The 20,447-nt window shown below is 58.8% G+C and carries 16 protein-coding genes and 3 tRNA genes; 15 read left to right on the forward strand and 4 right to left on the reverse strand.

Annotated elements, in window-relative coordinates:
* Positions 1 to 270 precede the first annotated feature (270 nt).
* The 11 genes from accD to RHM65_RS13615 all read left to right on the forward strand — a co-directional run bounded on the left by accD (position 271) and on the right by RHM65_RS13615 (position 9,052).
* The gene (accD, locus tag RHM65_RS13565) at positions 271 to 1,191 is read left to right on the forward strand and encodes an acetyl-CoA carboxylase, carboxyltransferase subunit beta (protein ID WP_322183571.1); all 921 of its coding nucleotides are present in this window, start codon (positions 271 to 273) and stop codon (positions 1,189 to 1,191) included.
* The gene (gene folC, locus RHM65_RS13570; RefSeq protein WP_322183573.1) at positions 1,188 to 2,495 is read left to right on the forward strand and encodes a bifunctional tetrahydrofolate synthase/dihydrofolate synthase; all 1,308 of its coding nucleotides are present in this window, start codon (positions 1,188 to 1,190) and stop codon (positions 2,493 to 2,495) included. Before accD ends, folC begins: the two co-directional genes overlap by 4 nt.
* Positions 2,479 to 3,120 (forward strand): SPOR domain-containing protein, encoded by a 642-nt coding sequence (locus RHM65_RS13575; protein ID WP_322165459.1) that lies wholly within the window; start codon positions 2,479 to 2,481, stop codon positions 3,118 to 3,120. The genes folC and RHM65_RS13575 overlap by 17 nt, the downstream gene beginning before the upstream one ends.
* 96 nt (positions 3,121 to 3,216) lie before the next feature.
* Positions 3,217 to 3,771 carry a CvpA family protein gene (locus RHM65_RS13580; protein ID WP_322165458.1) on the forward strand — a complete coding sequence of 185 codons (555 nt, stop codon included), beginning with the start codon at positions 3,217 to 3,219 and terminating at the stop codon, positions 3,769 to 3,771.
* 45 nt (positions 3,772 to 3,816) lie between these two features.
* A complete protein-coding gene (gene purF, locus RHM65_RS13585; protein WP_322165457.1) occupies positions 3,817 to 5,322 on the forward strand; it encodes an amidophosphoribosyltransferase in 1,506 nt (501 codons plus the stop codon).
* Positions 5,323 to 5,335: 13 nt separating this feature from the next.
* Positions 5,336 to 6,547 (forward strand): O-succinylhomoserine sulfhydrylase, encoded by a 1,212-nt coding sequence (locus tag RHM65_RS13590; RefSeq protein ID WP_322165456.1) that lies wholly within the window; start codon positions 5,336 to 5,338, stop codon positions 6,545 to 6,547.
* 11 nt (positions 6,548 to 6,558) lie between these two features.
* Positions 6,559 to 7,332 carry an SDR family oxidoreductase gene (locus RHM65_RS13595; RefSeq protein WP_322185338.1) on the forward strand — a complete coding sequence of 258 codons (774 nt, stop codon included), beginning with the start codon at positions 6,559 to 6,561 and terminating at the stop codon, positions 7,330 to 7,332.
* Positions 7,333 to 7,515: 183 nt separating this feature from the next.
* Positions 7,516 to 7,591: transfer RNA gene (locus tag RHM65_RS13600), tRNA-Val, on the forward strand.
* Between the two features lie 46 nt (positions 7,592 to 7,637).
* Positions 7,638 to 7,714, forward strand: a tRNA-Asp gene (locus tag RHM65_RS13605).
* Between the two features lie 131 nt (positions 7,715 to 7,845).
* Positions 7,846 to 7,922 (forward strand) — tRNA-Asp (locus RHM65_RS13610).
* Positions 7,923 to 8,152: 230 nt separating this feature from the next.
* The gene (locus tag RHM65_RS13615) at positions 8,153 to 9,052 is read left to right on the forward strand and encodes a DUF2242 domain-containing protein (RefSeq protein WP_322183575.1); all 900 of its coding nucleotides are present in this window, start codon (positions 8,153 to 8,155) and stop codon (positions 9,050 to 9,052) included.
* A 58-nt stretch (positions 9,053 to 9,110) separates the two neighbouring features.
* On the opposite strand, the gene ilvA is transcribed toward RHM65_RS13615, so the two are convergent.
* The 3 genes from ilvA to RHM65_RS13630 all read right to left on the reverse strand — a co-directional run bounded on the left by ilvA (position 9,111) and on the right by RHM65_RS13630 (position 13,207).
* Positions 9,111 to 10,625, reverse strand: coding sequence for a threonine ammonia-lyase, biosynthetic (gene ilvA / locus RHM65_RS13620; RefSeq protein ID WP_322171055.1), 1,515 nt, complete (start codon positions 10,623 to 10,625; stop codon positions 9,111 to 9,113).
* A 436-nt stretch (positions 10,626 to 11,061) separates the two neighbouring features.
* Positions 11,062 to 12,102 carry an AraC family transcriptional regulator gene (locus tag RHM65_RS13625; RefSeq protein ID WP_322165452.1) on the reverse strand — a complete coding sequence of 347 codons (1,041 nt, stop codon included), beginning with the start codon at positions 12,100 to 12,102 and terminating at the stop codon, positions 11,062 to 11,064.
* Positions 12,103 to 12,106: 4 nt separating this feature from the next.
* Positions 12,107 to 13,207, reverse strand: a complete 1,101-nt coding sequence (locus RHM65_RS13630; protein WP_322185340.1) for a carbon-nitrogen hydrolase family protein — start codon at positions 13,205 to 13,207, stop codon at positions 12,107 to 12,109.
* A 308-nt stretch (positions 13,208 to 13,515) separates the two neighbouring features.
* On the opposite strand from RHM65_RS13630, the gene RHM65_RS13635 reads away from it, so the two are divergent.
* The 4 genes from RHM65_RS13635 to RHM65_RS13650 all read left to right on the forward strand — a co-directional run bounded on the left by RHM65_RS13635 (position 13,516) and on the right by RHM65_RS13650 (position 19,383).
* Positions 13,516 to 15,552: an NADPH-dependent 2,4-dienoyl-CoA reductase gene (locus RHM65_RS13635; protein WP_322183577.1), complete on the forward strand. Its 2,037-nt coding sequence runs from the start codon at positions 13,516 to 13,518 to the stop codon at positions 15,550 to 15,552.
* 124 nt (positions 15,553 to 15,676) lie between these two features.
* On the forward strand, positions 15,677 to 16,597 hold the full coding sequence (locus RHM65_RS13640) for a 1-aminocyclopropane-1-carboxylate deaminase/D-cysteine desulfhydrase (RefSeq protein WP_322183579.1): 921 nt from the start codon (positions 15,677 to 15,679) through the stop codon (positions 16,595 to 16,597).
* 135 nt (positions 16,598 to 16,732) lie between these two features.
* The gene (locus tag RHM65_RS13645) at positions 16,733 to 18,079 is read left to right on the forward strand and encodes an MFS transporter (RefSeq protein WP_322183581.1); all 1,347 of its coding nucleotides are present in this window, start codon (positions 16,733 to 16,735) and stop codon (positions 18,077 to 18,079) included.
* 86 nt (positions 18,080 to 18,165) lie between these two features.
* Positions 18,166 to 19,383 (forward strand): MFS transporter, encoded by a 1,218-nt coding sequence (locus RHM65_RS13650; protein ID WP_322183584.1) that lies wholly within the window; start codon positions 18,166 to 18,168, stop codon positions 19,381 to 19,383.
* Between the two features lie 53 nt (positions 19,384 to 19,436).
* Here the strand turns inward: RHM65_RS13650 and RHM65_RS13655 are convergent, their stop codons facing one another.
* Complete coding sequence (locus tag RHM65_RS13655) at positions 19,437 to 20,417, reverse strand: DUF1853 family protein (RefSeq protein WP_322183586.1); 981 nt, start codon at positions 20,415 to 20,417, stop codon at positions 19,437 to 19,439.
* Positions 20,418 to 20,447 lie beyond the last annotated feature (30 nt).

Raw genomic sequence — 20,447 nt, forward strand, 5'->3', positions numbered from 1 at the left:
GCCAGCAGGTTTTCAGGGTGATGTGACGGTTGGCGGATAGCCACCGTCCATAAACCTCCCGCGGCGAAAGCGCGGTGAGCACTCAATGAACGAGCGACGTAGCCGGCGCACGTCGTCACAATGGCGGTTGATGGGGTTAATTCAGGCGGGTCGGGCACTAAGCCGATCCCTGTGTTGCCCAATCATCGCTGTACATATGAATTTAGCTTAAGGGCATACGCGGGGCTTCGAATCGCCCGTGTTCGAGCCGTCGTACTGGAGAAAGAAAGCATGAGCAACTGGTTGGTAGACAAACTGATCCCTTCGATCATGCGTTCCGAGGTGAAAAAAAGCTCGGTACCAGAAGGGCTTTGGCATAAGTGCCCGTCCTGCGACGCGGTGCTTTATCGTCCTGAGTTGGAAAAGACCCTGGACGTCTGCCCCAAGTGCAATCACCACATGCGGATCGGCGCACGTGCGCGTCTGAATATCTTCCTTGACGCTGACGGCCGTGCCGAACTAGGTGCCGATCTGGAGCCGGTTGATCGCCTGAAGTTTCGCGACAGCAAAAAGTACAAGGATCGCCTGGTAGGTGCCCAAAAGCAGACCGGTGAAAAAGATGCCCTGATTTCAATGAGCGGGACCCTGTTGGGCATGCCTGTGGTGGCGTGCGCATTCGAGTTCTCGTTCATGGGCGGTTCGATGGGTGCCATCGTTGGTGAGCGTTTTGTTCGCGCCGCCAACTACGCGCTGGAAAATCGTTGCCCAATGATCTGTTTCGCCGCTTCCGGTGGCGCGCGGATGCAGGAAGCCCTGATTTCGCTGATGCAGATGGCCAAGACGTCCGCCGTACTGGCGCGTCTTCGTGAAGAAGGCCTGCCCTTTATCTCGGTGCTGACTGACCCGGTATACGGCGGTGTGTCCGCGAGTCTCGCGATGTTGGGCGACGTGATTGTTGCCGAGCCTAAAGCGCTGATCGGCTTTGCTGGCCCGCGTGTAATCGAGCAGACCGTACGTGAAAAATTACCAGAAGGTTTCCAGCGCAGCGAGTTCCTGCTCGCGCATGGCGCCATCGACCTGATCGTTCATCGTCAGGAGTTGCGTCCGCGCCTGGGTAATTTGCTGGCTCAGTTCATGAACCTGTCGACGCCTAAGTTCGTCGCCGCGCCGATCGAGCCGATTGTTGTTCCACCGGTCCCGGCCACCGTATGACGGTGCGTACCCTGGGCGACTGGCTCGCCTACCTTGAACAATTGCACCCTACGGCCATCGATATGGGGCTGGAGCGTTCGCAACAGGTGTCGCAAGCGCTGGGGTTGACCCGGCCCGCGCCCCGCGTCATCACGGTAACGGGTACGAATGGTAAAGGTTCTACCTGCGCATTTATCGCTTCATTGATCCAGGCGCAGGGTCTCAAAGTCGGTGTTTACAGCTCGCCGCATTTGCTGCGTTACAACGAGCGAGTGCAGGTGCAAGGCGTTGAAGCCACCGACGACGAATTGTGCGAGGCCTTTGCGGCGGTGGAAGCCGCTCGTGGCGACGTTTCCCTGACGTACTTTGAAATGGGCACGCTCGCGGCGTTCTGGCTATTTGAGCGCGCGGCGTTGGACGCGGTGGTGCTTGAAATAGGTCTCGGCGGCCGGTTGGATACGGTCAATATCGTTGACGCCGATCTGGCGCTGGTCACCAGCATTGGTGTCGATCACGCCGATTGGCTGGGTGATACCCGTGAGTCGGTCGCGTTCGAAAAAGCCGGAATCTTCCGTGAGGGCCGTCCCGTACTGTGTGGAGATATCGACCCTCCGGCGCCATTGCTCAATCGTGCCAAGGAACTCAATTGCCCGTTTTTGTTGCGCGGCCGGGATTTCGATCTGGACGTTAGCGACAGCGTTTGGCAGTGGCGCGGGCATAACGCCCTCGGTCAATCCATCGAATTACATGATTTGCCGCTGCTTGATCTGCCCATGGAAAACGCGGCGTTGGCATTGCAGGCCTATGCGCTGTTGGATCTGTCTTGGGACTTCGAAAAAATTCGCGCCGCCCTCAGCAGCACGCGAATGATCGGACGCCTTGATCGGCGCCAGATCAATTGGCACGGCAAGTCGCTGAAGCTGATGCTGGATGTGGGTCATAACCCGCATGCGGCGCATTACCTGGCCCAGCGTCTGGCCGCACGCCCCGTTAGCGGCAAGCGTTTGGCGGTGTTCGGCTTGCTCTCGGACAAAGACCTGGCCGGTGTGCTGACCGAGCTGACCTCCAGTGTTCAGGCGTGGGCTGTCGCGCCGCTGCCAACGCCACGCAGTTATGCGGTAAGTGACGTGCAAGCGGCGTTACAGAACCTTGGCGCGAACGTAACGTCTTATTCAAGCATTGCGCTGGCCTTGGATGCGCAGTGTGCCAACGCGACGGCTGAAGATGAAATTCTGCTGTTCGGATCTTTTTATTCTGTTGCCGAGGGCCTGGAATGGCTGGCCCGGCACGCCAAGGAGGAAGTCGCAAATGGCTTTGCTGGATAACGTGTTCAAGCAGCGAATGGTGGGTGCACTGGTGCTGATCGCATTGGCGGTGATCTTCTTGCCCATGCTGTTTTCACGTCAGGACGAAACTCGTCGCGTACACGTCGATGTGCCGTCTACGCCACAAGCGCCGACGACGACCCAAATCAAGGTTGATCCGGTGTCGGTCCCAGAGCCGCAAGCTTTGCCACAGGAGCCTGTGCCTAGCGATGAAGAGCTGGCCCGTTCGCCGGCCCAAACCGCAGCGACGCCAGTGGTGCAACCCTCGCCGACGCCCGCCCCTGTTTCGAGGTCCCAGACGACTGTCGCCAAAGCTGCGCCTGCAACGCCTGCGGCCCCGGCCAAGCCTGCGGCGGCAGACACCAGCCACATCGATGTCAATGGCCTGTCGGTCAGTTGGTCGGTGCAGTTAGCCAGCTTGTCCAATCGTGACAGCGCCGATGCGATGCAGAAAACGCTGCGGGCTCAAGGTTACAACGCATATATTCGCTCTTCTGACGGCATGAATCGCGTATTTGTGGGGCCGTTGATTGAGCGCGCCGAAGCGGATCGATTGCGCGATCAGCTGGGAAAACAGCAGAAACTCAAAGGTTTTGTGGTGCGCTTCCAGCCTGAGCGTAACTAAGTAATGGGTCTAATCGCGTCCCGTCGGTAATCGCTGCTTACCGGCGGGCAAGCGCTCTGCTAAAATGCGCCGCCTTATCTGTCTGCAGGCTGCAACGTGCCATTTACTCCGGTTGATTGGGCGATCATCGCGATCATCGCCATCTCCGCTTTGATTAGTTTGAAGCGCGGCTTCGTCAAGGAAGCATTGTCGCTGCTCACCTGGATCATCGCCGGTGCCGTTGCCTGGATGTTCGGCGGGTCGCTTTCGCAGTACCTTGTGACGTATATCGAAACACCTTCAGCACGCGTAATCGCGGGCTGCACCATCCTTTTTGTCGCCACCTTACTGGTAGGCGCCATGGTCAATTTTCTTATCGGCGAACTGATTCGCGTCACCGGGCTTTCCGGGACCGATCGTTTTCTGGGCATGGTCTTCGGCGCTGCGCGCGGGGGCTTGCTGGTGGTTGTAGCGGCAGGGCTGTTGAGCCTGGGGCCGGTACAGCAAGATCAATGGTGGCAGCAGTCGAAACTGCTGCCACAATTTCTATTGGTCGCGGACTGGTCGAAAAACCTGATTCTGGGTTTCTCCAGTAAGTGGCTAGCCAGCGGTATCAGCCTGCCGGTTGATCTGCCGTTCAAGGATCACCTCTTACCGTCTGCAAAGCCGTAAGAAGTGCCCGGTATTTCCCGTTTCACTCAGTAGGGGTTGTGTCGCATGTGTGGCATCGTCGGTATCGTCGGCAAGTCGAACGTCAATCAGGCGCTGTATGACGCGCTAACCGTCCTCCAGCACCGCGGCCAGGACGCTGCCGGTATTGTAACCAGCCACGGCGGCCGGTTATTCCTGCGCAAGGACAATGGGCTGGTCCGTGATGTGTTCCACCAGCGCCATATGCAGCGCTTGGTCGGCCACATGGGCATCGGCCATGTGCGCTATCCCACGGCGGGCAGCTCGACGTCGGCCGAAGCTCAACCGTTTTATGTGAACTCTCCATACGGCATCACGTTGGCCCACAACGGCAACCTGACCAACGTCGAGCAGTTGGCCAAGGAGATTTACGAATCTGACCTGCGCCATGTCAACACCAACTCCGACTCGGAAGTTTTGCTCAACATTTTCGCCCACGAACTGGCCCAGCGCGGCAAGCTGCAACCGACTGAAGAAGACGTGTTTGCTGCCGTAAGCGACGTGCACCACCGTTGTCGTGGCGGTTACGCCGTGGTTGCGATGATCACCGGTTATGGCATCGTCGGCTTCCGTGACCCGGACGCCATCCGTCCGATCGTCTTCGGTCAGCGTCATACCGACGGCGGCGTCGAATACATGATCGCCTCGGAAAGCGTGGCGCTGGACGTCCTCGGCTTCACCCTGATCCGCGATCTGGCGCCGGGCGAAGCGGTTTACATCACTGAAGACGGCAAGCTGCACACCCGTCAGTGCGCCAAAAATCCGAAATACTCACCGTGCATTTTCGAACACGTGTACCTGGCGCGTCCGGATTCGATCATCGATGGTATTTCGGTTTATAAGGCGCGTCTGCGCATGGGCGAGCGATTGGCAGACAAAATCCTTCGTGAGCGTCCTCAACACGACATCGACGTTGTGATCCCGATTCCAGACACCAGCCGCACCGCTGCGCTGGAACTGGCGAATCACTTGGGTGTGAAATTCCGCGAAGGTTTTGTCAAAAACCGCTACATCGGTCGCACATTCATCATGCCGGGGCAGGCCGCACGGAAAAAATCCGTACGCCAGAAGCTCAACGCTATTGAGCTGGAATTTCGCGGTAAAAACGTGATGCTGGTGGATGACTCCATTGTGCGTGGCACTACGTGCAAGCAGATCATTCAGATGGCCCGGGAAGCGGGCGCCAAGAATGTCTATTTCTGCTCGGCGGCACCTGCTGTTCGCTACCCGAACGTTTATGGTATCGACATGCCGAGCGCTCACGAGTTGATTGCGCATAACCGCACCACCCAGGACGTGGCCGATCTGATCGGTGCTGACTGGTTGATCTATCAGGACTTAAGCGACCTGATCGAAGCGGTAGGCGGCGGCAAGGTTAAAATCGATAGTTTCGATTGCTCGGTGTTCAATGGCGAGTACGTCACGGGCGATATCGACGAGCTCTACCTGAATAAGATTGAGCAGGCGCGTAACGATGCGTCCAAGGTCAAGACCCAAGCGGTCAGCGCCATTATCGATCTGTACAACAACTAAAGGAGTAGGCGGCATGACTCACGAATGGGATGCCGGTCGGCTAGACAGTGATCTCGACGGCGTGGGTTTCGACACCCTCGCTGTGCGTGCGGGTCAGCATCGCACGCCGGAAGGTGAGCATGGGGACCCGATGTTTTTCACCTCCAGCTATGTGTTTCGCAGTGCCGCAGACGCAGCGGCACGGTTCTCGGGCGAAGTGCCGGGCAACGTCTACTCGCGCTACACCAATCCGACCGTGCGTTCCTTCGAAGAGCGCATCGCGGCCCTTGAGGGCGCTGAACAAGCAGTTGCGACAGCGACGGGTATGGCAGCCATTCTGGCCATCGTCATGAGCCTGTGCAGCGCTGGCGATCATGTGCTGGTGTCGCGCAGTGTCTTCGGTTCGACCATTAGCTTGTTCGAGAAGTACTTCAAGCGCTTTGGCATTGAAGTGGATTACGTCCCGCTGGCTGATGTGTCCGGCTGGAACGCAGCCATCAAGGCCAACACCAAATTGCTGTTCGTCGAATCACCGTCCAATCCGTTGGCCGAGTTGGTGGACATCGCCGCGTTGGCCGAAGTCGCCCACGCCAAAGGTACGATGTTGGTGGTCGATAACTGCTTCTGTACGCCGGCACTGCAACAGCCACTGCTGCTGGGTGCTGACATCGTGATGCACTCGGCCACCAAATTCATCGATGGCCAAGGCCGTTGCATGGGTGGGGTGGTTGCCGGTCGCACCGAGCAAATGAAGGAAGTGGTCGGTTTCCTGCGTACCGCTGGGCCGACGTTAAGCCCGTTCAATGCCTGGATTTTCCTCAAAGGGCTGGAGACTTTGAACCTGCGCATGCGGGCTCACTGCGCCAGCGCGCTGCTATTGGCCGAATGGCTTGAGCAACAAGACGGCATCGAAAAAGTCCACTACGCGGGCCTTCAAAGCCATCCGCAGCATGAGTTGGCCAAGCGTCAGCAAAAGGGCTTTGGTGCGGTGGTCAGCTTTGAAGTCAAAGGCGGCAAAGAGGGTGCCTGGCGCTTTATCGATGCTACGCGGCTGATTTCGATCACGGCCAACTTGGGCGACACTAAAACCACCATTACCCACCCAAGTACTACTTCCCACGGACGCTTGGCGCCACAAGAGCGTGCAGCGGCCGGTATTCTAGACAGCTTGATCAGGGTTGCGGTTGGCCTTGAAGACGTTGCCGATCTGCAGGCTGATCTGGCGCGTGGTCTGGCGGCGTTGTGAGTGATTGGGCCGTGCAAGCGACCAGTGCCAGTAATGGCAAGGTCGCTTTGGTCACGGGGGCGGCGCGGGGCATCGGTTTGGGCATCGCCGCGTGGCTGATTTCCGAAAACTGGCAGGTGGTCCTGACGGACCTTGACCGTGACCGCGGCGTGAAAGTGTCGCAGGTACTGGGCGAGAACGCTTGGTTCATCGCCATGGACGTCGCCAGTGAAGAGCAAGTCAAAGCCGGGATAGCCGAAGTGCTTGGGCAGTTCGGCCGGCTTGACGCGTTGGTCTGCAACGCTGCGGTGGCTGACCCGCACAATACCATTCTTGAAACGCTGACCCTGTCGTACTGGAACCGCGTATTAGCGGTCAACCTCAGTGGACCCATGTTATTGGCCAAACACTGCGCGCCCTACCTGCGTGCGCACGGTGGCGCCATCGTCAACTTGACCTCGACCCGAGCCGCGCAGTCTGAACCGGACACGGAAGCTTACGCCGCGAGCAAGGGCGGCCTGTTGGCCCTTACGCACGCGTTGGCCATCAGCCTGGGGCCAGAGATCCGAGTCAACGCGGTCAGCCCCGGCTGGATCGATGCCCGCGACCCGTCGGTGCGTCGCGCAGAGCCGCTGTCGGACGCCGACCATGCTCAGCACCCGGCGGGCAGGGTAGGAACCGTCGAGGACGTGGCGGCGATGGTGGCCTGGCTGCTGTCGAAAAACGCTGGCTTCGTCACGGGACAGGAATTTGTCGTCGACGGCGGGATGACGAAAAAGATGTCTTACATCAGCGATAAGCCTTAAGTGACAAGCTGCAAGCTTCACGCGGTAAGCAGCAAGCTAGAAGCAGAGTGCGTCCTGCTTTTAACTTGCCGCTTGAGGCTTGTCACTGGAAGCTGGTTTCAGGCTGATTTCAAAAAAAACTTCAACGGGGCTATTGACTTAGGTTCGATACCCACGTAAATTTCGCGGCCTCAACGAAGCAAAGGGTGATTAGCTCAGCTGGGAGAGCAGCTGCCTTACAAGCAGCGGGTCGGCGGTTCGATCCCGTCATCACCCACCACTTCTTGAGGCTTTCGCAAGAAAGCTGGATGAAAATCCAACAATGCGCAGCGGTAGTTCAGTCGGTTAGAATACCGGCCTGTCACGCCGGGGGTCGCGGGTTCGAGTCCCGTCCGCTGCGCCATATTTTTCAGATCGGCTTGTACGGTCTGAGACTGGAACGCTCACAGAGCGGTCCTTTTAGGGTTTCACTGAAGCAGGCACTCGAAGGCCTGTTTCGAAAAAGGGTACATCGGATGCAAGTCCGAGCAACACGCAGCGGTAGTTCAGTCGGTTAGAATACCGGCCTGTCACGCCGGGGGTCGCGGGTTCGAGTCCCGTCCGCTGCGCCATACATGTGTTGAGGGTTCATTCGTGAGCCATCGATGCGCTGAAAAGCCCGCCTAGTGCGGGTTTTTTAGTTTCCGTGATTTGTATTCCGACCGACACGGACATTGCTGTGTAGAATCCCAACCGTCAGCCAGGATCGACCGTGTTTCCGAACGGCGTTGATCACGCGCCAACCTTGATGCAGACTTACCCCCGCGTTTCAGATCTACAGTTTTTTCTCCCAGGATTTTGAATGTCTAAATTACCGCGCTTTCGTACCGCATGCTGGGCCACGGCCCTGCTGGCCGCCGCAGGCTGCTCATCGCCCAAACAGGCGGTGTATGAGCATGAAAATTTCGACGATTCGGGGACGTTTTCAAGAACTTACCCAGTCTCCGACGCTGCCTCCTGCGAGGCGGCGCGTCGAGCCTTGCTTAGCCAAGGCTACATCATCACCAGCAATGACCCGAAAGTGATCAGTGGGCACAAAAGCTTCCAGCAAACGGGCGAAACCCACATGGAGATCAGCTTTAGCGTGGTCTGCGCAGCGGATGGTACGGCCAAAGGCGCCACGATGTTCGCCAACGCCCTGCAGGATCGCTATGCGCTGAAGAAGGTCAATAACTCCGCGAGCCTCGGTGTAGGCGTGCTGGGTTCGGTGTCGATGCCTATCGGGTCGACCGACGATTCCATGGTCAAGGTGGCCAGCGAGACGGTGGCATCACCCAAGTTCTATGACCGGTTCTTCGGGTTGGTGGAAAACTTCTTGCCGCCTGACGTGAAAAAAGCGGCGAACATCCCTGAGAAACCGAAAGCTGATCTGGGCATGCCTGAGCCTGTGGCTCACGCTGCGACGCCGGCAGCCGCGTTGGCTGAAAGCAAACCCGCCGCCCCCGTGCCTACTGCAGTAAAAGAGCCGGCCCCTGAAGCGGCGCCTGCGGCTGAAACCAGCGAGCCAGTTGCAGCGCCGGCTGAGCCTGCTGCGATCAAGGCAGAAGTCGTTACGCCAGCGCCGGTTCCTGCTCCAGCAGCGGAACCTGCGGCGACACCGGCCCCGACACCGGCCCCGACACCGACCCCGACCCTGACTCCAGACGCAGCGCCAGCATCAGTACCAACACCCGCTGCGACGGAAAAAACGACTACACCGTAAACGCAATGAGGGAAAACAGCCGCTGAGACGTCATTGTCCAGCGGCTTTTTCATGGGTGCTATCCAAGAAACATCGTGTACGCCGGGTTCTCGCTTTCATCCCAATGCGGATAGCCGATTTCCGCCAACGCCGCCGGAATCAGGTGCCGTTCGTCTTCCGGCACCACCAAACCAGCGACAACACGACCGTCCGCCGCGCCGTGATTGCGGTAGTGGAACATCGAAATATTCCACTGCCCGCCGAGTTTGTTGAGGAAGTTGAACAGCGCGCCCGGACGCTCTGGGAATTCGAAGCGCAACACCACTTCATCACTGACCCGTGCCGCGTGGCCGCCGACCATGTGCCGAATGTGCAGTTTCGCCAGCTCGTTATCGGTCAAGTCCAACACCGGAAAACCCTGCTCGGTCAGGCTGGCCAGCAGCGCGGCACGAGGGTCGGTGTCCGGGTGGGTTTGCACGCCAACGAAGATGTGTGCTTCGCGGTCGGTGTGGTAGCGGTAGTTGAATTCGGTGATCTGGCGTTTGCCGATGGCTTCGCAGAACGCCTTGAAGCTGCCCGGCTTTTCGGGAATGGTCACGGCAATGATTGCTTCGCGGCCTTCGCCCAGCTCGGCACGCTCGGCCACGTGGCGCAGACGGTCGAAGTTGACGTTGGCACCCGAGTCGATGGCGACCAATGTTTGCCCGCTGACGCCGTACAGCTCGACGTATTTCTTGATCCCGGCCACGCCCAGCGCACCCGCAGGCTCGGTGATCGAGCGGGTATCGTCGTAGATGTCCTTGATCGCCGCACAGATTTCATCGGTGCTGACGGTGATCACTTCGTCGACATAATCTTTGCAGATATCAAAGGTATGCTGGCCGATCTGCGCCACCGCCACGCCGTCGGCGAACAATCCGACCTGGCTCAGCACCACGCGCTCACCCGCAGCCATCGCCGCTTGCAGGCAATTGGAATCGTCCGGTTCAACACCGATGACCTTGATGTCCGGGCGCAGGTACTTGACGTAGGCCGCGATGCCCGCGATCAAACCACCGCCGCCCACCGGTACGAAAATCGCGTCAAGACGGCCCGGCTGCTGACGCAGAATCTCCATCGCCACGGTGCCTTGTCCGGCGATGGTGTCGGGATCGTCGTATGGGTGAACGTAGACGTAGCCTTTTTCATCGACCAGTTTCAGCGAAAATGCCAGTGCTTCGGGGAACGAGTCGCCGTGCAACACCACGATGCCGCCCCGGGAGCGCACGCCTTCGACCTTGATCTCGGGGGTGGTTTTGGGCATGACGATGGTGGCTTTGACGCCCAGCACCTTGGCCGCCAATGCCAAGCCTTGCGCGTGATTGCCCGCCGACGCCGTGACTACCCCGCGTGCCCGTTCGGTGTCGCTAAGCAGGGTGAGCTTGTTGTAAGCGCCGCGAATCTTGAACGAGAACACCGGCTGCAAGTCTTCGCGCTTGAGCAGCACCGTGTTGCCGAGGCGCTCGGACAGCTGGCGGGCGGTCTGCAACGGAGTTTCTACGGCTACGTCGTAAACGCGCGAGGTGAGGATTTTTTTGACGTACTGCTTGAGCAGGTCGGGATCGCGGGGCGGTGACATGTCTGACTCCAAGTACGAGCTGTGTGGCCCAGGAGACAGAAGAAAAACCCGCCTCGTGTGCGGGTTGGGTGCAAACGTCAGCTAGCCCGCCAAGATAGGAATGGCGGTAATAATAATCTGGCCGACGAAGTGCTGAGTTGAATTCATGGCCCGAAGGTATTCCGGATACGGTGGGCGAGTCAAGCTGGGATCCGGTGTACCGATAGACCCTTTCGCGAAGATGTCAGATCAGGCGTATTCATTTTTTCGTCACGTGGGCACTTTAAGGTGGAGGCCGTGGTCAGTCATTCAACGGTTTAAATTCAATAAAAAGGTGAATGCAATGGATGAGTATCAAGAAGAACTGCTTGAGTACCGGGCTTCGGAGCTGGACCCAGTAGAACCCGCCGACGACGCTACTGAGCTGTAGGCGTCAACCGGCTTGACGTTGGCTGCGGCGGAACTCTCCTGGGGTTTGCTCGTTCCAGCGCTTGAACGCACGTTGAAACGCCTCAGCGGAGGCAAAGCCCAACAAGTAAGCTATTTCTCCGAAGGCCAGTTCAGTGTCGCGGATGTAGGTCATCGCCAAGTCTCGGCGCGTGTCATTCAAAATGGCTCGAAACTGGGTGCCTTCTTCGGCCAATTTGCGGCGTAAGGTCCAAGTCGGCAGCTTTAGCCGAGCGGCCACTTCCTCCAGATCGGGTTCCCGCCCTCCGCTCAACAGCGGCCCAAGTAACTGAATGATGCGTTCACGCAGGCTTCGGGTGCGAGTCAGTTGCTCCAATTCCTTTTCACACAGCAACAGCAGATGCCGCCACGTGCTGGGGCAATGGTCCGGGTTACGCAGCGCCAAGCTTGTTTGGCTCAAGCGCAACTGGTTCATTTCAGCGCCGAAGCTCACCGAGTTGTCGCTCAAGTAGCGGTAGGCCTCGACGTAGAGCGGCTCCGAAAACTCGATTTCAATTTTTTCAACCAGCAAAGGTTGGCCAGCTAGGTTCGACAGCTGCTGAATCCAGCTGGCCAGAATCGAGTCCACGACGAAGCGGTTGTAGGCGTTGTAGGGGCTGATGGAGTAGAAACGCAACCAAGCTCCACGGGCGTCCTCATGGAAACTGGAGTGCCCGCGATAGTTGGCGCCATACAACGCCTCAAAACGAATCAGACAGCGGGCCGCTTCACGCACCGTGGGCGCTTGGGCGGCGGTGACGCCAGCCAACCCGGCTTGGCTGATGCGGCTCAACTGACCCATGCGCAACCCTAACCCCGGCTCGCCAGTCAGTTGGATCGCCGCATGCCCCAGGCGCATGTAACGCGGGATCGACAGCCGAGCGCCGGGCTCCGCCAAGCGTGCGGGGTCCAAGCCGTACTGTTCGAGCAGGGGCTGCGGGTCTTGGTCATAACTGCGTACGGCGTCCGCCAAGTTGTGAACAAAGCCGACTGATAAGTCGCCTAAACGCACCCGTGGTGGATTCATCGGCTTACAGCCACAGGTTGATCAGGCGAGCGATATGCCCCGGCTGATCGTCGCTGAATTGATCGGCACCGGTCAGGCTATGGCGACTGGCAAAACTGTGACCCGAGCTGCCTTGATCCCAGAACTGACCGCGCATGAACACACTGAGACCCGCACGCGCAGTACTGCTCGGCTCAACGCCCGTCAGGGTCAATTGGTGCCAAGCGTCGCCTTCGCTGGTCTCTCCGGGCTTGAGGCGTATTTCGGCAGGTGTCGATGCGCTGCGCAACCCCCGCCACGGTTTCGACCACAGACCGTTGCCCACCACAAAAGCCGGAACGGCGATCAATTCGGCGCCTTTAGCGTTCAACTGCGCGTAATTGCCTGGGTACCAGCTGTCGCTGCCGACCAATACCCCAAGCCGCCCGGCGGGTGTGTCGATGACCTTTAAATCGGCACTCGCTGCCGGTTTGATGTAGTTACGCTCGGTGAAGTTGGGGTACACCTGACGCTGCGGTTGGCCAATGGGCAAGCCGTCACTACCAAACACTACGCTGCTGTTGTACAGCGCGCCGGAGCCTACATGCAGTTGGCCGGCCTTGACGCTGGGGTCTGGCAGCACAATCGAGCCGGCCACCACGGTCACGCCAAAGGTTTTGGCCAAGCCACCAAACAGCGCTTGGTAATCCCTGGCCATAGACCGGGCGTTCATGCGCAAATAGGCATCGTCGAATCGGTTGCGGCCCTTGGCCTGAGACAGCGCGCGAAGGAATCGCAGCGGGTTACTCACCGACAGCCAATTCATGGCTTCCTGAAGCGTGGTCGCTTGATACAGCTGATCCTTTTCGCCGCTGACAAACAACCACGTGCCGACATGCTCAGGCAGGATCACGATGGTTTTGCGGTTGATCAAGCCGTGATCGCGAGCCTGCTGCAAATAGGCCGCAAGTTTTCGCTGCAGGTGTTCGGGACTTTGATAATCGCTGGGCGACAGGTCCGGCTGAATCCCCAGCAAATTGCCGTTATCACCTGGCTGACCTTCATTCACCGTCAGTTCAATGCGCAAATCGGAAAGATACAGGCTCACGGGGCGCTGCCCGGTCCAGACGGCATAGCTGATGATCATCGTAATCAGCAGCAGACCAACGATGAAATTGAAGGTTTTGCGTAAGGGGGACACAGAGAGCTGCCGTGTGCGAGGTTTGCTGACTAGGGTAGGGCGGTGAGCGGCACTTGCCAAGCGTCGCTGTACGATTGGATCAATAAGTTGTCACTTTCAGTCATTGAGTGTGGTCGGTTGGCTCTTTAATGTCGGGGTCATGAACAGGTGGGGCGAACGGGTGCAGCTTTCGCACGTTTCCCTAAGGCCTGAATAATTGACGGCGGTCCCATTGAGGGCCCCCGCATCCCGTGATCACGCTCGATGGAGTTTCTATGTCCGCCGCCCTTTACCCGCATTTGTTGGCCCCGCTGGACCTCGGCTTTACCACGTTGCGCAACCGCACTCTAATGGGTTCGATGCACACCGGTCTTGAAGAAAAACCAGGTGGTTTCGAACGCATGGCGGCTTATTTTGCCGAGCGTGCGCGCGGCGGTGTCGGTCTGATCGTCACCGGTGGTATCGGCCCCAACGACGAGGGTGGAGTGTATTCCGGGGCAGCCAAGCTGACCACGATGGAAGAGGCGGAAAAACACCGTATCGTCACCCAGGCAGTGCACGAAGCGGGCGGCAAGATCTGCATGCAGATCCTTCATGCTGGGCGTTATGCCTACAGCCCGAAACAAGTGGCACCGAGCGCGATTCAGGCGCCGATCAATCCGTTCAAGCCTAAAGAGCTGGACGAGGAAGGCATCGAGAAACAGATTCAGGATTTCGTCACCTGTTCGACCCTGGCGCAAATCGCCGAGTACGACGGTGTTGAAATCATGGGCTCGGAAGGTTATTTCATTAACCAGTTCCTGGCCGCCCATACCAACCACCGTACCGACCGTTGGGGTGGCAGTTATGAAAATCGCATGCGCCTGGCGGTGGAAATCGTCCGCCGTGTGCGTGAGGCCGTAGGCCCGAATTTCATCATCATTTTCCGCCTGTCGATGCTGGACCTGGTCGCCGGCGGTAGCGTCTGGGAGGAAGTCGTGCAGCTGGCGCAAGCCATTGAGCAGGCGGGCGCGACCCTCATCAATACCGGTATCGGCTGGCACGAGGCACGGATTCCGACCATCGCCACCAAAGTACCGCGCGCTGCCTTCAGCAAAGTCACGGCCAAATTGCGCGGCGCGGTGAAGATCCCACTGATCACCACCAACCGCATCAACACCCCGGAAGTCGCCGAGCAGGTCCTCAGCGAAGGCGACGCTGATATGGTTTCCATGGCGCGGCCGTTTCTGGCGGACGCAGACTTCGTCAACAAAGCCGCCGCCGGGCGCAGCGACGAAATCAACACCTGTATCGGCTGCAACCAAGCCTGCCTCGACCACACCTTCGGCGGCAAACTCACCAGTTGCCTGGTCAACCCAAGGGCGTGTCACGAAACTGAACTCAATTACGTGCCGACCAAGCAGATCAAAAAAATCGCCGTCATTGGTGCTGGCCCTGCGGGGTTGGCGGCTTCGACAGTGGCTGCAGAGCGTGGGCATCAGGTGACATTGTTTGATTCGGCCAGCGAAATCGGCGGGCAGTTCAACATCGCCAAACGTGTGCCGGGCAAAGAAGAGTTCTCTGAAACCCTGCGTTATTTTGCGCGCAAGCTGCAAACCACTGGGGTTGAGGTGTGCCTGAATACGCGGGTAGCGGTCAGCGATTTGGTCGGGGCGGGGTACGACGAGATTATTTTGGCCACGGGTATCGCGCCACGTACGCCGGCCATTCCCGGTGTTGAGCATGCCAAGGTGCTGAATTACCTCGACGTGATTCTGGAACGCAAACCCGTCGGCAAAAGCGTCGCGGTGATTGGTGCCGGGGGAATTGGCTTCGACGTCTGCGAATACCTGGTGCATCAAGGCGTCTCTACCAGCCTCGACCGCACGGCATTCTGGAAAGAGTGGGGCATCGACGTTGCTCTGGAAGCCCGAGGTGGCGTAGCCGGTATCAAAGCCGAACCGCATGCGCCTGCGCGTCAGGTGTTCCTGTTGCAGCGCAAGGCCTCCAAAGTCGGCGATGGCTTGGGTAAAACCACTGGCTGGATTCACCGCACCGGCTTGAAGAACAAGCACGTGCAAATGCTCAACGGCGTCGAATACCTGAACATCGACGACGCGGGCCTGCACATTCGTGTTGGCGAAGGCGAGCCGCAGATTTTGCCTGTGGATAACATCGTTATTTGCGCGGGGCAGGACCCGTTGCGTGAGCTGTATGACGGGTTGATCGAGGCTGGCCAGAATGTCCACCTGATCGGCGGCGCAGACATTGCCGCTGAACTGGATGCCAAGCGGGCGATCAATCAGGGCTCGCGTTTGGCTGCGGAGCTGTAAGACTCCGCACCAAAATCTGTAGGAGCCAACGTGTTGGCGAGGCGCCGTGTCAGGTTGACCGCGTAAAACCTCTCGCCAACACGTTGGCGCCTACAGATGGCCGCTTTCTGTAAACTCCACCACCATGTTCCCAGCAATTCCCAACCCGCCCAACGCACCCCTCGAACCCTTGCATCTGCCGTGGCTAAAGCGAGCAGGCATCGAGGTGGCGGTTTTGCGCCTGGACCTCATCGACCCGCTGATCTCCGGCAACAAATGGTTCAAGTTGACCCATCACCTGACCGCCGCTGCACAGGCCGGGGCCGAGGGCGTGATCAGTTTGGGCGGTGCGCATTCCAACCATTTGCACGCGTTGGCCGCTGCAGGCAAACGCTTCGGCTTTCCCACGGTGGGCCTGTTGCGCGGGCATGCGCTCGACACGCCGACGGTCAACGATTTGATGGCGTTCGGCATGCGCGTGCATTGGTTGGGTTACGCCGGTTATCGCGAACGCCACGCGCCGGGCTTTTGGTTGCCATGGCAAGAACGCTATCCGCAGTTGCATCCGATTCCAGAAGGCGGCGGTGGCCTGCCCGGTGCCTTGGGTTGTGCGTCATTACTGAATCAGGTACAGGAGCAGATCAGCCAATTAGGCTGGAGCGATTATCACGGTTGGTGGTTGGCGGCAGGCACTGGCACCACGCTTGCTGGATTGGTATTGGCCGAAAACGCCGCGCACCCGATCTACGGCGCGCTGGCCGTGCCGGATGATCACGGTGTGGCGCAAAACGTCGCCGCGATACTTGGACACGCCAGCATGGGTTACCACCTGCTTGACGCCAGTCGCGGCGGGTTCGCCAAAACCGATCCGCACTTGCTGGGCTTCATCGCCGCCAGCGAAGCCGAAAGCGGTTTGCCGTTAGAGCCGCTGTACACCGGCAAAGCGCTGTTGGCGCTGCATGATCGGGTCGCGGCGGGAATGTTTCCCTCAGGCACGCGGCTGATCTTTGTGCATACCGGTGGTTTGCAGGGGCGAAGGGGGATGGCGGCACGGACCGAGCGCTAAAGCGCATGGCACGAATCCTGCGGCCATTGACCTGCATCGGGTCGGTGTTTGACATGTGGAGGGCAGTTTCAGATCAGCCCCTCCCAACATGATCCCGATAATCGATACCTTCCTAACGAGCGCGCCGAGGCCAGCATGACAACCCAAGCAATGACGCGGGTAGACCCTGCCACCTTGAGACGTGTGATCTGTGCGGCGGCCATTGGCAACTTTGTCGAATGGTTCGATTTCGCCGTGTATGGCTTTTTGGCAACGACCATTGCCCAGCAGTTTTTCCCCAGTGGCGACGCCAGCGCAGCGCTGTTGAAAACCTTCGCGGTGTTTGCCGTGGCTTTTGCGTTTCGGCCATTGGGCGGCATCTTTTTCGGCATGCTCGGTGACCGAGTGGGTCGCAAGAAAACCTTGGCCTTGACCATCTTGTTGATGGCCGGCGCCACGACCTTGATTGGTGTACTGCCAAGTTACGCCGCCATCGGCGTTTTGGCGCCGGTGCTTTTGACCACTATTCGCTGTGTTCAGGGTTTTTCTGCCGGTGGCGAATACGCCGGGGCTTGCGCCTATTTGATGGAGCACGCGCCGCGCACCGAGCGGGCTTGGTATGGCAGCTTCGTTCCGGTGTCGACCTTTTCTGCCTTCGCCAGTGCGGCGGTGGTGGCCTACGCGCTGGAGTCTTCGTTGTCGTTGGAGGCCATGAGCAGTTGGGGCTGGCGCTTGCCGTTCCTCATTGCCGCGCCGTTGGGCCTGGTGGGTTTGTACTTGCGCTGGAAACTGGATGAAACCCCGGCGTTCAAAGCCGTCGCCGAAGAACACGCGGTGGCGCACTCGCCCTTGCGCGAAACCCTGAAAACCCACGGCGCTGCTATCTGTTGCCTAGGGGCGTTCGTTTCGCTGACGGCGTTGTCGTTCTATATGTTCACCACCTACTTCGCCACTTACCTGCAAGTCGCGGGCGGGCTCAGCCGTGCTTCGGCGTTGTTGGTGTCGGTGATTGCCTTGATTTTTGCGGCAGCCATTTGTCCATTGGCGGGTGCGTTTTCCGACCGGGTAGGGCGTCGCGCAACCATGGCCAGTGCGGGCGTGCTGTTGCTGGTGGTGGTCTATCCCGCGTTTTTGATGGCCAGTTCGGGATCGTTCATCGCCTCGATTGTCGGCGTGATGCTGCTGGCCGTCGGCGCGGTGTTGTGTGGTGTGGTCACAGCAGCCCTGCTGTCAGAGACGTTTCCTACCCGTACCCGTTACACCGCCTCGGCGATCACCTACAACATGGCCTACACGATCTTCGGCGGCACCGCGCCGTTAATGGCTACATGGTTAATTACCTCGACTGGCAGCAACCTCTCTCCAGCGTTTTACCTGATGGCGGTTAGCGTGCTGGCATTGATCGGCGGCATGGCGTTGCCGGAAACGTCGACAATATCCTTGCACGGCCCAGAAGGTGAAGACGGTCAAGGTCTGCAACAAAAAATGGCATTAACGCGCTAAAAAGTGGCACATTGGCGCCCCAAGCGCTGATGTCCGAACTTTGCAAAGCCTTGCAACGCGCATGTCCATTTAGACGGATGAACTCCATGGCTCTCACAAACGCTCAGTCGAGCGCGATACCCCCGGCGGCTTCAACGCAAAGCAGCCCATTGGTCATGCGCATCATTGGTGCGGTGGCGTTGGCGCACTTGATCAACGACTTGATTCAGTCAGTACTGCCGTCGATCTACCCGATGCTCAAGGCCAATTACGGCCTGACTTTCACCCAGGTCGGTTTGATTACGCTGACGTTTCAAGTCACGGCTTCGCTGTTGCAGCCTTGGGTTGGTTATTACACGGATCGCCATCCGAACCCGCTGCTGTTACCCGCAGGCGCTCTCTGCACATTGCTGGGTATTTTGATGCTGTCGATGGTCGGCAGCTTTCCGCTGATCCTGTTGGCATCGGCGCTGATTGGCATCGGCTCTTCGACTTTCCACCCAGAGGCGTCGCGCATTGCTCGTCTGGCCTCGGGTGGGCGTTTCGGTCTGGCGCAGTCGACCTTTCAAGTGGGCGGTAACACCGGCTCGGCGTTCGGGCCGTTACTGGCAGCGGCAATCATTATTCCGTTTGGTCAGGGCCATATCGCCTGGTTCGGGCTGATCGCGGTGTTCGCCATCGGTTTGCTGTACGCCATCAGCCGTTGGTACAAGGCGCACTTGAACTTGTTCAAGCTAAAAGCCGGGCAGAAAGCAACCCATGGTCTGTCGAAAAATCGAGTGATTGCGGCGCTGGCGGTACTCGGGTTTCTGGTGTTCTCCAAGTATTTCTACATGGCCAGCTTCACCAGTTATTACACCTTCTACCTGATCCAGAAATTCGATATGTCGGTGGCCACTTCGCAGCTGCATTTGTTTCTGTTCCTTGGCGCGGTGGCAGCCGGTACGTTCTTTGGCGGCCCGATTGGTGACAAAGTAGGCCGTAAAACAGTGATCTGGTTTTCGATCCTCGGCGTGGCGCCCTTCACCTTGATGCTGCCTTACGCGGACCAGTTTTGGACCACCGTGTTGAGCGTGATCATTGGCTTTATCCTGGCGTCGGCGTTCTCTGCCATTGTCGTGTTCGCGCAGGAACTGGTGCCGGGTAACGTTGGCATGATTGCCGGGGTGTTCTTTGGGTTGATGTTCGGCTTCGGCGGGATTGGCGCGGCATTACTGGGTTATCTGGCGGACATAAAAGGCATTATCTACGTCTACACGCTGTGCTCGTTCCTGCCGCTGCTGGGAATATTTACCGCGTTGTTGCCCAATACCAAACAGGTGTAGATCGCTAAATCTGCAGGAGCCAACACGTTGGCCCTTGCGGGATGTGTTTGCGGTTAACGCGCCAACGCCACTGAACTGATGGTGTTGGTCGTATCCCCAAGGTTCGGCCATTGATCCGAGACCAGGAACAGCCGCTCGGCCTCTTCCCACTCACCGGCTTGATTTTCGCTCAACCTCACCAGTAGTTGCGCCGGGGCCAGTGGGTCGAGTTGGCTGAGCCAATCGCTCAGTTGATCGTTGTGCCACGTCTGTTCTTCGCGGTAGTGCGCGGGTGCCAGCCAGGCATGACGCGGCAGCGGTTGCCAGCGGCCAACCGGGCTTTGCGCAATAAACGCCGGCCAATCCCGCTGATGCAGCCATCGGCCGTTCAAATGCTGACCGTGCACCCCAAACGGCGGTTGCGCATGGCCGGGCCATGGATAGAGTAGGTACCCTCCGAGCCACAGTTCTGCGCTAAGGAGCGTGATGCCCAATGCGGCTAACACCTCGCGACTCTCCGGTCGCGCCGAGATCGGCAATTGATGCTCGCTCAAATGGGCCAGTTTACGGTCCAGCCGGTCGTGGCAACCCGGCCCCAGCCATTGCGCCGGGTCCTTGCCATTGCCTGCTTGCGGCCCCAGATAGAGTTTGATCGCCAATTCCACGTGATGCACACCGTCACCGTCACGCAGCAACATGTCCAGCTCACCCAGCGTATGCCCGGCCACACGGATCGGCAGGTTGGCCGTTATCAGTTCAACGCCGGGGGCTTGATGCACGGCAAACTGCCAAAGTCGTTCGTAATACAGGCCCAAACGGCGGGTCGCGCCCAACGCCAGCCAATGATTGAGGGCGCCGCTGTCCTGATCAAGGCGCAATAGCCAATCGGCGAGGCGTTGCGGGGCCTGCACCCAATCACTGCCGGTCAACGGATGGCGTTGCGGCCATGGCGTCTGGCTGAGCATCGGCGGCGCGAGGATCACCCACGCCAGATCGCGCACTTCGGGATGGCGCAGTTGGCGGGGGAGGTCGAGTAAGCTGGGGAACAAAGTCATGGTCCGAGAATAGCTGGTGTTGCCCTGGCT

This window comes from Pseudomonas sp. CCI4.2, assembly GCF_034350045.1.
In the GTDB taxonomy this organism is placed as follows: domain Bacteria; phylum Pseudomonadota; class Gammaproteobacteria; order Pseudomonadales; family Pseudomonadaceae; genus Aquipseudomonas.

What these genes read in the sequence shown, in the direction of transcription:
- RHM65_RS13590 (WP_322165456.1), top strand. Translation starts at nt 5,336, where the DNA reads ATGACTCACGAATGGGATGCCGGTCGGCTAGACAGTGATCTCGACGGC.
- folC (WP_322183573.1), top strand. Translation starts at nt 1,188, where the DNA reads ATGACGGTGCGTACCCTGGGCGACTGGCTCGCCTACCTTGAACAATTG.
- accD (WP_322183571.1), top strand. Translation starts at nt 271, where the DNA reads ATGAGCAACTGGTTGGTAGACAAACTGATCCCTTCGATCATGCGTTCC.
- RHM65_RS13630 (WP_322185340.1), bottom strand. Translation starts at nt 13,207, where the DNA reads ATGATCATCAGCTATGCCGTCTGGACCGGGCAGCGCCCCGTGAGCCTG.
- RHM65_RS13625 (WP_322165452.1), bottom strand. Translation starts at nt 12,102, where the DNA reads ATGAATCCACCACGGGTGCGTTTAGGCGACTTATCAGTCGGCTTTGTT.
- RHM65_RS13640 (WP_322183579.1), top strand. Translation starts at nt 15,677, where the DNA reads ATGTTCCCAGCAATTCCCAACCCGCCCAACGCACCCCTCGAACCCTTG.
- RHM65_RS13655 (WP_322183586.1), bottom strand. Translation starts at nt 20,417, where the DNA reads ATGACTTTGTTCCCCAGCTTACTCGACCTCCCCCGCCAACTGCGCCAT.
- RHM65_RS13645 (WP_322183581.1), top strand. Translation starts at nt 16,733, where the DNA reads ATGACAACCCAAGCAATGACGCGGGTAGACCCTGCCACCTTGAGACGT.
- RHM65_RS13650 (WP_322183584.1), top strand. Translation starts at nt 18,166, where the DNA reads ATGGCTCTCACAAACGCTCAGTCGAGCGCGATACCCCCGGCGGCTTCA.
- RHM65_RS13575 (WP_322165459.1), top strand. Translation starts at nt 2,479, where the DNA reads ATGGCTTTGCTGGATAACGTGTTCAAGCAGCGAATGGTGGGTGCACTG.
- RHM65_RS13635 (WP_322183577.1), top strand. Translation starts at nt 13,516, where the DNA reads ATGTCCGCCGCCCTTTACCCGCATTTGTTGGCCCCGCTGGACCTCGGC.
- purF (WP_322165457.1), top strand. Translation starts at nt 3,817, where the DNA reads ATGTGTGGCATCGTCGGTATCGTCGGCAAGTCGAACGTCAATCAGGCG.
- RHM65_RS13615 (WP_322183575.1), top strand. Translation starts at nt 8,153, where the DNA reads ATGTCTAAATTACCGCGCTTTCGTACCGCATGCTGGGCCACGGCCCTG.